Annotated in this window: 9 protein-coding genes; 5 read left to right on the forward strand and 4 right to left on the reverse strand. The window is 65.7% G+C overall.

The window, feature by feature from the left end:
• Window positions 1-25 precede the first annotated feature (25 nt).
• Window positions 26-400 (reverse strand): winged helix-turn-helix transcriptional regulator, encoded by a 375-nt coding sequence (locus ACSYG9_RS23465; protein WP_440124726.1) that lies wholly within the window; start codon window positions 398-400, stop codon window positions 26-28.
• 141 nt (window positions 401-541) lie between these two features.
• Between ACSYG9_RS23465 and ACSYG9_RS23470 the strand changes: the two genes are divergently transcribed.
• From ACSYG9_RS23470 to ACSYG9_RS23490, 5 genes are all read left to right on the forward strand, one after another.
• Window positions 542-1,390, forward strand: coding sequence for an SDR family oxidoreductase (locus ACSYG9_RS23470; protein ID WP_454840153.1), 849 nt, complete (start codon window positions 542-544; stop codon window positions 1,388-1,390).
• Window positions 1,391-1,459: 69 nt separating this feature from the next.
• The gene (locus ACSYG9_RS23475) at window positions 1,460-1,912 is read left to right on the forward strand and encodes an NUDIX hydrolase (protein WP_454840154.1); all 453 of its coding nucleotides are present in this window, start codon (window positions 1,460-1,462) and stop codon (window positions 1,910-1,912) included.
• Between the two features lie 78 nt (window positions 1,913-1,990).
• A complete protein-coding gene (gene pepN / locus ACSYG9_RS23480; RefSeq protein ID WP_454840156.1) occupies window positions 1,991-4,498 on the forward strand; it encodes an aminopeptidase N in 2,508 nt (835 codons plus the stop codon).
• Window positions 4,495-5,649 carry a tyrosine-type recombinase/integrase gene (locus ACSYG9_RS23485; protein ID WP_454840158.1) on the forward strand — a complete coding sequence of 385 codons (1,155 nt, stop codon included), beginning with the start codon at window positions 4,495-4,497 and terminating at the stop codon, window positions 5,647-5,649. The genes pepN and ACSYG9_RS23485 overlap by 4 nt, the downstream gene beginning before the upstream one ends.
• Before the next feature lie 155 nt (window positions 5,650-5,804).
• Window positions 5,805-8,201 carry a phosphoketolase family protein gene (locus ACSYG9_RS23490; protein WP_454840159.1) on the forward strand — a complete coding sequence of 799 codons (2,397 nt, stop codon included), beginning with the start codon at window positions 5,805-5,807 and terminating at the stop codon, window positions 8,199-8,201.
• A gap of 10 nt (window positions 8,202-8,211) precedes the next feature.
• Here ACSYG9_RS23490 and ACSYG9_RS23495 read toward each other — a convergent pair whose 3' ends face one another.
• The 3 genes from ACSYG9_RS23495 to otsB are packed head-to-tail and all read right to left on the reverse strand — an operon-like array spanning window position 8,212 to window position 12,302.
• A complete protein-coding gene (locus ACSYG9_RS23495) occupies window positions 8,212-8,991 on the reverse strand; it encodes an HAD family hydrolase (protein ID WP_454840161.1) in 780 nt (259 codons plus the stop codon).
• Window positions 8,992-9,024: 33 nt separating this feature from the next.
• The gene (locus ACSYG9_RS23500; RefSeq protein WP_454840162.1) at window positions 9,025-11,445 is read right to left on the reverse strand and encodes a glycoside hydrolase family 65 protein; all 2,421 of its coding nucleotides are present in this window, start codon (window positions 11,443-11,445) and stop codon (window positions 9,025-9,027) included.
• A 41-nt stretch (window positions 11,446-11,486) separates the two neighbouring features.
• Window positions 11,487-12,302 (reverse strand): trehalose-phosphatase, encoded by an 816-nt coding sequence (otsB, locus tag ACSYG9_RS23505; protein ID WP_454840164.1) that lies wholly within the window; start codon window positions 12,300-12,302, stop codon window positions 11,487-11,489.
• Between the last annotated feature and the right edge of the window lie 15 nt (window positions 12,303-12,317).

The following is a 12,317-nucleotide window of genomic DNA, read 5'->3' on the forward strand; positions in this document are numbered from 1 at the left end:
CTGCCGTCGCACGAGGTGCGGACGCTCAGCGGCTGCGATCATGTTCGATCTGCGCCGCGATGATCTCCGGCACGCTGACCTCAACGAGAGACAGGAGGGCGAGCAGCGGCGTGACGATCCGGTGTCCCAGCCCGGTGAGCGAATACTCGACGTGCGGGGGGATGGTCGTGAGCACCTCGCGGTGTACGAGGCCGTCACGTTCGAGGGTCTGCAGGGTCTGCGAGAGCATCCGTTCGCTGATGCCGTCGACATGACGGCGCAGTTCGGAGAAGCGGTGGGTGTCGTCGGCGAGTGCTGCGAGCACCAAGGCGCCCCAGCGCCCGGTGATGTTCTGAAGCACCGGCCTGGACGCGCAGTCTCGCGCGAAAACATTGGCTTCGGGAAGGTCGGCGGTGCTCATGGCTATCCACTTTACCTCGCGAACCATCAGGAAGAGCTACCGAAATTATTGCGCTATAGAAAGGTAAGTGTATAAATGGGGGACAGTTGAAGCATCAATGGTTCGAGCGCCTCGGCGTGCGAACTCAACCGGAGGAGACACATGACCATCGCCGTCACCGGAGCAGCCGGACACCTCGGCCGTCTGACCATCGCAGCCCTGCAGGAACGCGGCATCCCCGCCGGTGACATCGTCGCGATCGTCCGTGACACCGCCAAGGCCGCCGATCTCGCTGCCGCCGGTGTCCAGGTTCGCGCCGCCGACTACGCCGACCCCGCTGCACTACGCGAGGCACTCACCGGCGTCGACAAGCTGTTCCTCATCTCCGGTAGCGAGGTCGGCCAGCGACTGCCGCAGCACACCAATATCATCGAGGCCGCACAAGCCGCTGGAGTCGGATCCATCGCCTACACCTCGATCCTCGCAGCGGACACCTCTCCTCTGGCGCTCGCCGCCGAGCACGAGGCCACCGAGAAACTGCTCGCCGAGTCCGGGCTAGCCCACACGCTCCTGCGTAACGGGTGGTACTGGGAGAACTACGAATCGGCCGTCGACACCGCCAAGGCCACCGGCGCACTGTTCGGTGCGGCAGGCACCGGCCGCCTCGCCGGCGCCGCCCGCAAGGATTTCGCCGAGGCGGCCGCAGCTGTCTTTACCACCGACGGCCACAACGGCGTCACCTACGAACTCGGCGGCGACGAACACCTCACCTACAGCGACATCGCCGACGTGCTCTCCCGCGTCCTCGGCACCGAGGTCACCTACAAGGACCTGTCGCAGGCCGAGTACGCCGCAGTGCTCGAGGGTGCCGGAGTGCCGGCACCGTTTGCACAGGTCCTCGCCGACTCCGATGCCGGAATCGCCGCAGGCGCCCTCGACACCGATGGTCATGATCTGCGCCGACTCATCGGCCGACCCACTACCAAGCTGGCCGACGTACTCGGCGCCTGACGCAGTCCTCCGGAACACGGGCGCAGTCCCCTGGAACACGGGCAGGGTCGAGACCTGAATACTGACCGGGTGCAGACACTCCGAAAACGCATCGCCGCCTACGTGATCCGTGACCACACAGGACCCGAACTGCTCGTGTTCGACCACGTCGGTATCCCCGATGCGGGCACTCAGATCCCCGCCGGAGGCATCCACACAGGGGAAGACCCCCACGCTGCCGCGCTCCGCGAAGTCACCGAAGAGACCGGCCTCGCGCTGTGCACGGTGATCGGGACGGCCGGTATCGATCACCGACCGCACCCGGTCACCGGGCAACCCCGGCACACCCACGTCCTCCATCTCCGGGCCCCCGATCATGCCCCGGACACCTGGATCCACACGGTCCGTGGCAACGACACCGACGCAGGACTGCGGTTCGCCTGCCGTTTCGTGCGGCTTCCACTGTCCGAACCGCTTGCTGACGAGCAGGATCTGCTCCTCGGAGAACTCGACCTCGACTGGACGACCCTGACCCGCCGATAGGCACAAGCGCACCCGCCGACACACGCATACCGACCGGAGCCGGCCAGAAATCGCCGCCGCAATGGCAGGATCGGATCCGTGAGTTCCGCCAACCTGTCCCGAGTTGAAACTTCCGCGCGCGCCCGCGCTCTCGACGTGCACTCCTACCACGTCGAACTCGACCTCCGCGGTGCCGTCGACCCGGACCGCACCGGATTCCCCACGGTGACCACCGTCGAGTTCACCGCCTCCGCACCGGAATCGTGGCTCGATTTCCTCGGCGACTCCGTCGAATCAGTGACGGTCAACGGCGACCTGATCCCCGTCGTCTACGACGGCGCACGAATCACCATCAGCGGACTCCGCGAGATCAACGTCGTCACCATCGTCGCCACCGGCCGCTACAGCAGATCGGGGGAGGGGCTACACCGCTTCCTCGACCCCGTCGACGGCGAAACCTACCTCTACACCCAATACGAACCGGCCGACGCGCGCCGCGTGTTCGCCTGCTTCGAACAACCCGACCTCAAGGGCACCTACACGTTCGTGGTCACCGCACCCGCCCACTGGCAGGTCATCTCGAACCAGGCCGTCGATCACCGCCAGCGGGGCGGCGACAACCAGACCGTGACGTTCGCCCCGACCCTGCCCATCTCCACCTACATCACGGCCATCGTTGCCGGGCCGTACCACCGCGTCGACTCGACCTGGAGCAGAGGAGAGCTCACCGTGCCGCTGCGGGTGCTGTGCCGCGCCTCGCTCGCAGAACACCTCGACGCCGACGAGATCCTCCAGGTCACCACCGAGGGCCTCGACTTCTACGCCGAGCACTTCGACTATCCGTATCCATTCGGCAAATACGACCAGGTGTTCGTTCCCGAATACAACCTCGGAGCCATGGAGAACCCCGGCTGCGTCACGTTCACCGAGGCCTACGTCTTCCGCGGCGCCGCCACCGAAGCCCAGTACCAGGCCCGCGCCAACACGATCCTGCACGAGATGGCACACATGTGGTTCGGCGACCTCGTCACCATGAAATGGTGGGACGATCTGTGGCTCAAGGAAAGCTTCGCGGACTACATGGGCTCCCTCGTCAGCGCCGAAGCAACGAAGTACACCGATGCCTGGGTCGCCTTTGCCAACCGCCGCAAGGCATGGGCATACCTGCAGGACCAACTCCCCACCACCCATCCGATCGTCGCCGACATCGTCGACCTCGAAGCCGCCAAACTCAACTTCGACGGCATCACCTACGCCAAAGGCGCCAGCGTCCTCAAACAACTCGTCGCCTATGTCGGCCGCGACGCCTTCTTCGAGGGTGCCCGCCGTTACTTCCACGCACACGCGTACGGCAACACCACGCTCGACGACCTCCTCACCGAACTGTCGAGCACCTCCGGTCGCGACCTCACCGAATGGACCCGCGCCTGGCTGCAGACCTCCGGAGTCTCGACCCTGACCCTCGAACACACCGGCAACGGTCATCACGACATCGTGCAGACCGATCCGCGACCACACCGGATCGCCGTCGGCTGCTACGACCACAACCCCGTAGGCGACCTCGTCCGCACCCACCGCGTCGAGATCGACGCCGTTGACGTCCGCACCCGCATCGAACTCCCCGACGCACCCCTGATCCTGCTCAACGACGACGACCTCACCTACGCCAAGATCCGCCTCGACGAACGCTCACTGACCACCGTCGAATTCTCACTCGATCGGGTCCGCGACCCTCTTGCACGTGGCCTGATCTGGTCGGCGCTGTGGAACGCCACCCGCGACGGCGAACTTGCAGCCACCCGCTACATCGGCATGGTGAGCCGCTTCTCGACGAACGAGGCGAACCTCTCGCTGCTCACCGCGGTCCTCGCCAACGCGCCCGCCGCCATCGAGCACTATCTTCCCGCCCCGGCCCGACCACAGGCGCGCGTCGCGTGGCTCGACGCAGTGTGGCACGGACTCGGTAGTGCCGAACCCGGCAGCGGCGCCCAGCTCGCCTTCGCCCGCGCGGTCGGCGCTGCCGCCGCCATGGACGCCCATCGCGCCACCGAACTCCGGGCAATGCTGGACGGCGCCTCACCCGTGCCGCCCGGGCTCGCACTCGACGCCGACCTGCGGTGGTCCTGGTGGACGGCGTTGACCGCCACCGGATACGCCGACAAGCCCGACCTCGACGACGAACTGCGTCGCGACGACACCGCGACCGGCCGGACCGCGCACCTACGGGCCATGACCGCGCGCCCCCGCGCAGAGGTCAAAGCCCACGCGTGGGCGGCGATCTGCGCCGACCACGCACTCACCAACGACCACCTCGACGCCACCATCGCAGGCTTCCGCACCGGTGCGCGACGCGACCTCACCGGGCCTTACGACAGCGACTACTTCGCGATCCTGCGCGACACCTGGTCCGAACGCAGCATCGAGATCGCCCGCCGCATCGTTCTGGGACTGTTCCCCGCAGCCGACACCCTCGACCAGGTCGACGCATGGCTCGCAGCGAACACCGACGCCCCTGGCGCACTGCGTCGCCTCGTCATCGAACAACGCGACCACCTGGCCCGCGACCTGCGCGTACAACAAACCAACGACGCCCGGCCGATCGCATGAGCACCGAACGCGTCCCCGACGTCGTCACCCCGACACCGCTCGCTCACCACATCCCGCAACCACCCGACACCATCACCGACGCAATGCGCCGGCTCCGGGACAAAGCCGCCTCGGACAACACCCGCGCCGCGCAACTGACGGACTGGGAGACCTACACCCGCTGGTGCGTGACCACCGGGCACACCCCGCTCCCGGCAACACCCGAGCAGATTTCCTGGTTCGTCACCGAGAAATCGGTCGAGGTCCGCGCCGACGGCCGCTACGCCTACGCACCGTCGACGCTGTCCCGGTGGGTCTCGACCATCAACAAGATGCACTCTCTCGCCGGATACCCGAAACCGGGGCAGCACGAATCGGTCCGCGAACTCCTCCGGGGCATCCGCCGCGACCGCGCCACCCCGCCTGCACGCCGCACCCCGCTGCTCACCGACGACATCCGCACGATCCTCACCCACATGCGCGTCGACGCGGCGACTGCCGGATGGGCCGAACGCGTCGCCGAACGTCGCGACGCCGCACTACTGCTCATGGGTCTCGCCGGGGCACTGCGCCGCTCCGAGATGACCGCCCTCACCGTCGCCGATGTCGTCCCACACCGGGCCGACGGACTCTACGTCACAATCAGGCAGTCCAAGACCGATCGCGCGGCGCGCGGTCGCACAGTCACTCTTCCGCACGGCCAGGACCCGCACACGTGCCCGGTGTGCGCGTATCGGCGCTGGCGCGAAGTCCTCGACACCTGGGACGACGGCGGCAGGCCTGCCGTCGCGGCGCTACTCGAGCACGGGGACGACGGCCCGGTGCAGCACTGCTGCCGAGGCCTGGCCGCAGGACCGACACCCGTCGGCAACCGCGCGCTGTTCCGCCCGGTGCACCGCACCGGGTCGCTCGGCGCCGCAGCACTCTCCGGACAATCGGTTCACTCGATGATCCAACGGCGCGCCCGCCGTGCAGGATTCAGCGACGAACTCGTTGCGACCCTCGGCGGGCACAGTCTGCGCGCCGGATTCGTCACCCAGGCCGTCCGCGGCGGAGCCACCACCCAGACGATCATGACCCAGACCGGGCACGCCGACGAGCGCATGGTCGCGCTCTACAGCAGACAGCACGCCGGTCTGGTCGCCAACGCAGTCACCCGCCTCGGACTCTGAGCCCCTCGGACCACGGCCACTCCACCCTCGAATTCGAGATCGACGAGTGCAACGCCTGTGCGGTGGGTACCGTTCACGCAGCGGCTACGCGCATGAGCCGATCGTGCAGCACCAGGTCACGATCGGTCGCTGTCGAGACGAGGAGCCCGATGCAGATGCCCGATTCCCCTGAACCCGCGACCTCCGCCGAACCCACCACGCTGTCGGACGAAGACGTCCACGACCTCGACGCGTGGTGGCGCGCCGCGAACTACCTGTCCGTTGGGCAGATCTATCTCATGGACAACCCGCTGCTACGCGAGCCGCTACGCGCGGAGCACATCAAACCGCGCCTCCTCGGACACTGGGGCACCACACCGGGGCTCAATTTCGTCTACGCGCATCTGAACCGCGCGATCCTCGCCCGGGACCTCGACATGATGTACATCATGGGACCGGGCCACGGTGGGCCCGGACCGGTCGCGGCAGCGTGGCTCGAAGGAACATACAGCGAGTTCTACCCCGACGTCTCCCAGGACGAAACCGGCATGCGCCGCTTGTTCACCCAGTTCTCGTTCCCCGGCGGCATACCCAGCCATGTCGCCCCGGAGACCCCCGGGTCCATCCACGAGGGCGGAGAACTCGGATACTCGCTCTCCCACGCCTACGGTGCCGCATTCGACAACCCTGACCTCGTGGTCGCAGCAGTGATCGGCGACGGCGAAGCCGAGACCGGCCCGCTCGCCGCGAGCTGGCACTCCAACAAATTCGTCGATCCTCGCCGCGACGGCGCCGTGCTCCCGATCCTGCACCTCAACGGATACAAGATCGCCAATCCCACGCTGCTGGACCGCATCGGCGCCGACGAACTCGAGTCGCTGCTCCGAGGATACGGACACGACCCGATCATCGTCTCGGGACACGACCCGGAATATATGCACCGGCACTTCGCCGACGCGCTCGACCGCAGCCTCGACCGCATCACCGAGATCCAGCAGGAAACCAGGCTGTCCGGTAGCAGTGACCGACCTGCCTGGCCGATGATCGTGCTGCGTTCTCCGAAGGGCTGGACCGGACCGGTCGAAGTGGACGGGCTCCCGATCGAGGGCACCTGGCGGTCCCATCAGGTGCCGTTCGCGCACGCCCGCGACGACGACGAGCACCGTGACATTCTCGAACGGTGGCTGCGCAGCTACCGCCCGGACGAGCTGTTCGACGACAACGGGACACCAATGGAGGCCCTGCGCGCCCTGAACCCCGCAGGGTCTCGACGCATGAGCGCCAATCCGCACGCCAATGGCGGCCCCACCATCCAGGATCTCGCACTACCGGATTTCCGCGACCACGCGGTGACCATCGATCGTCCCGGATACGATTTCGCCGAATCCACACGAATCCTGGGCACCTTCCTCCGGGATGTCATGCGCGACAATCCGACAACCTTCCGCATGGTCGCTCCCGACGAACACAACTCGAACCGGCTGGACGACGTGCTCGACGTCACCGACCGCGCCTGGAACGCCGAGATCCTGCCGACCGACGAACACCTCGCGCCCGACGGCCGGGTCATGGAGATCCTCTCGGAGCACACGTGTCAGGGCTGGCTCGAGGGATACCTGCTGACCGGACGTCACGGTGTGTTCTCCTGCTACGAGGCGTTCGTGCACATCGTGGACTCGATGGTCAACCAGCATGCCAAATGGCTTCGCACCACCAACCGGATCCACTGGCGTCGTCCCATACCGTCCCTCAACTACCTCCTCACCTCGCATGTGTGGCGGCAGGACCACAACGGGTTCTCCCACCAGGACCCCGGATTCATCGACCACGTCGTCAACAAGAAGTCCGAGGTGATCCGCGTCTACCTCCCGCCCGACGCCAACACCTTGCTCTCGGTCACCGACCACTGCCTGCGCACCCGCCAGTACATCAACGTCGTCGTCGCCGGGAAACAACCACAACCGCAATACCTCTCCATCGGCGAAGCCATCGTTCACTGCACCAAAGGAATCGGGATCTGGGAGTGGGCCGGTACCGACCGCGGTGCAGAACCCGACGTCGTACTCGGCTGCGCGGGCGACGTCCCCACCATGGAAACTCTCGCCGCCGTGGAGATCCTCCACGAATTGTTCCCCGACCTGCGGATCCGGGTGGTCAACGTCGTAGACCTGATGCGTCTGCAGGACGACCGAGAACACCCTCATGGGCTACCCGATGCCGACTTCGATGCCCTGTTCACCACCGACACACCCATCGTGTTCGCGTACCACGGGTACCCCTGGCTCATCCACCGGCTCACCTACCGCCGCCGCAACCACGACAACATCCACGTGCGCGGATACATCGAAGAAGGCACCACGACAACCCCGTTCGACATGTGTGTCCTCAACAGAATCGACCGATTCGATCTGGCACTGGACGTCATCGACCGTGTCGAACGCCTCCGCCCAGGGGCCGCCTACGCCCGCGAACATCTGAAGAACACGCTGATCAGACACCGGCAGTACATCCGGGAGCACGGCGAGGACATGCCCGAGATCGCCGACTGGCGCTGGCACGGCCTCGACCGCTGACCCCACCGAGTCAATGTGCGCGCTGCACCAGCCGTCCGGCGACGAATGCCTCCCGATCCACCTCATCGAGGGACGTCACGACAAGATCCGCACCGGCCTGTGCCAACTCGTGCTCGTCGCCTGCGCGCGCCACACCCAGCGCGACCATCGCGCCTGCCTTCGCGGCCTGCACACCACTGACCGCGTCTTCGACCACCACACACCGCTCCGGCGGCACTCCGAGTTCGTCCGCTGCGGTGAGAAAGATCTCCGGGTCCGGCTTACCCCGCGCGAAATCGTGGCCCGACAGGTCGGCGTCGAACACGTCGAGCAACGCCCCGCCGCCCGCCCCGAAGTCCTGCAATCGGATTGCACGGAGGAACCGGTGTGCGTTCTTCGACGACGACGCGGCCGCCACCGGGATACCGGCCGCCCGCACGGCCAGCACGAACCGGACCCCGTCCCCGTACGCATCGAAGCGGCCCGCCTCGATCATCTCGAGCAGCATCGCCTGTTTGCGCTCGGAATATTCGGGCTCCCGCCGTCGGGCATCCGGGACCAGGAAGTGCTCGAGGCACGCCAACGCGCCCGCGTGCCGGGGCTTTCCCGACAACACCTCGCGGTACACCCGCGAGGTGAACCCTTCCGGAGTCCACGTCGTACGCCCGGCCACATCGCGCCACGGCCCTGTCATGAGCTGGGCCAACGACTCCCGCCATGCCTGCTCGTGCGGTGAATCGACAAGCACCCCATCGACATCGAAAATCACCCCGGCGAACCCGGGGGCACGCGACGACACGTCACCGGTCACAGTGCTCGCCTCCTCGTCTCTCCGGGATGTCTGTCAGGTCGGCAGGGGAGTCGGTGGAATGTGGAACTCGTGCGACTGTCCAGCGCCGAGTTGCACGGACTCTCCGTTCACGCCCACCCGCACCGGCACCCGGAAACCTTCGACTTGTGCACACACCGACAATGTCTCGCCGGAGATCTGTACCCGCAGCGGAGTGCCCCGATACCGCATCGAGAACGACACCCCATCGAGATGGGGAAGCAACCGCGGTCGGAACACCAGCACACCGCCGTAGATCCGGGCACCGACGAAATAGCGCTGCACCAGATCCAGAGTTCCGGCCATCACCCCCATGTGGATGCCCTCCTTGGTGGTACCGCCCTGCAGGTCGCTCACATCGCTTTCGAGTGCCACCTTGAACCGCTCCCAGGAGGATTCGGGATCGAACCCTGCCAACACACCCGCGTACGCGACGAAACTGAGCGTGGATCCGTGCGAGGTGCGTTCGTCGTAGTATTCGACCGTGCGCCGCACCAGATCACGGTCGTACTCGTATCCGAGACGATCGAAGATCGACCGCAACTCGTGGTCGTCGAACAGGAAGAACAGCATCACCGCATCGGCCTGCTTCGACACCTTGTACCGATTGGGGTCGAGCCCCTCGGCCCGCAGGATCCGATCCATCCGCTGAATGTTCGGATACGAGGCGCGGTAATGCTCCCAGTCGATCTCGTCGAGCTTCTCGTAGCCCTCGAATTGGCTGATCACCCCATCGTGAAATGGGACGAACATCTTCCGGCTCATCGCCGACCACCGTTGCAGTTCTTCATTCGTCACCCGCAACGTGGCACGCAGCGCCGTCTGCCGACTCATCGACAGGAGGTCGAGTATCTCGATCGCCTTGGCCGCGATCCACGCCACCATCACGTTCGTGTACGCGTTGTTCGGCAGGCCCGGTGCGTCGGAATCAGGTCGGCGTTCATGGAACTCGTCGGGACCCATCACGCCGTGGATCTCGAAACGGTCCCGCTCCGGGTTGTACTCGGCGATCGACGCCCAGAACCGGGCGATCTCGAGCATCATCTCGGCCCCGTGATCGGCGATGAAGTCGAAATCGTCGGTTGCCTGGTAGTACCTCCACACGTTGTAGAAGATCGCCGCACTCACGTGCCGCTGGTTACGGCTCAGATCCGGATCCCACTGACCCGACAGCGGATTGAGATGGACGAGCTGAGTCTCCTCCGTCCCGTCGGATCCGCTCTGCCACGGGTACATCGCACCCCGGTACCCGGCGTCGGATGCTGCAGCCTGCGCTTCTGCCAACCTCCGGTACCGGTACATGATCAGCCCCTTGGTGACCTCCGGAATCCTCAGATCGAGGAATGGATACACGTACAACTCATCCCAGAAGACATGTCCGCGATAAGCTTCGCCGTTGAGACCGCGGGCAGGGACACCCGCATCCAGCCGAGAGGTATGGCGCGAACACACCTGCAGGACATGCGCGACGTGCAGTCTCAGCAGCAATTGGGTCCGCGGCTCCCGCGGTAGCCGGATATCGCAGATGTCCCACAGCTCGTCCCACGCCGCCCTGTGCTCCAGATAGGCGCCGGCGAAATCCGGATACCGCAGTACATGTCGGCCTGCGGAGGCGAGCGGCTCGGTGATCGCGTCGTCGCGCGAGGTGAACATCGAGACGATCTTCTCGACGCGGATCGCGTTCCCCTCGGCAACATCGAACGCCAAGACCTGCTGGATGTAGTCCTCCATCTGATAGAGGTCGCGCTCGACATCGGCGGGTTCGGCATCGCCGACGAACACTCGGGTGCGCGCGGCCTGTGCGATGTAGATGTCCGATTGCCGGATCTGCACTTTCAGCGCGATCGTGTCCGGACCGAATGTGCGCGGCGCTACAGGATCGAGGTGACGGCCTTCGAGATCGCGGTAGCGGGCCACCGCACGGTTGGTCACACGGCCGTCGAGTGCCGAGACGATCTCGACGCGACCCGACCAGTTCTCGGGTGTGAGTGTCCATTCCAGGGCACCCTGGTGCGAGTGCGCCATACTGACGAAACGTCGGCTACGTAACGAGGTCTCGCGCCCCTTCCGGTCGCGCACGCGTAGTTCTCGGATGACCGTCGCAGTCCGGATATCGTACACATGCCGGTACGACAGCACGTCGACGTTCGACAGCCGGATCGCGTCCTCACCGTCGATCCGCAGTTTCAGAACGAGCCAGTTCGGGAGATTGACCAGATCCTCGTTGAGGACGGGACTCCCACCCATGATCGTCGTCTCACGGTTGTAGCAGCGATGTGCGTATGTGCCCGGGTAATGGACCTCGCCCATGTCCTCCCACTCGGCGGTGCCTCGGGTACAGAGGTAGCCGTTGCCGGTCGAGGTCATCGATTCCCGAAGGCCCTCCGCTTCGGGATCGAACCCGTCGTACTCGAGGCTGAACTCGGGGTCGTACACGGACTACCTCCTGGCGATCGAGCCGCTCGGCTACCTGCTTGTCAACAACCCAACTCGGACAGGAAGCGTGCCACGTCGTCCACCGACGCGAGGCCGAATTCGGCTGCGGTGACCCGATCCTGCATCTCCGGATCGTCGGGGCTGCCCACGAGAATCCCGATTCCGGTGCCGCGGACAGCAGTGAATGCATCCTCGTCGGTGATGTCGTCGCCGAGGTAGATCGGGATGATGTCGTCGGAGTCGAGGCCGAGTACATCGATCAGGTGAAGGACGGCCTTGCCCTTGTTCCAGTCGACCGCGGGCCGCAGCTCGTACACCATCTTCCCGGGAATCAACTCGAGCCGATCCGGCAGTTCCTCGAGCAACGCATGGACGACATCATGTGTGTGTCGACGTGCCTGCGGTCCGGCGTTCCTGTAGTGCACGGCCACCGAAGCGCGCTTCGGTTCGAGGCTCACTCCGTCCGTGTCGGCGAGCCGTTCACGCAACGAGGCGGTGGTGTCGGCGACGAGCTCGGTGAAATCACCGAGGGAGTCGGGGGAGATCGCACCCTGGCCGGGCTTCCAGATGTCGAAGCCGTGGCTTCCCGCCACGGTCAGGTCGTCGATGCCCATCAATTGCTGGACGACTGCTCGGTCGCGGCCGGTGACGATGCAGACGGGGCAGCGGTCGGCCAATGCACGGACTGTACTGCGCATGGTGGTCGACAGGACTGCATCCTCGGGCCTGTCGACGATAGGCGTGAGCACGCCGTCGTAGTCGAGGAAGACTGCGGGCTTGCGTGTGCCCAATCGGCGCGACAGTGCTGCCGAGTCGAGCGCCGACGGGAGGTCCCCCACCGTCGATGCGGGATCCATCTCGGGCGAACCTCC

It is taken from the genome of Rhodococcus sp. SJ-2 (assembly GCF_053750035.1).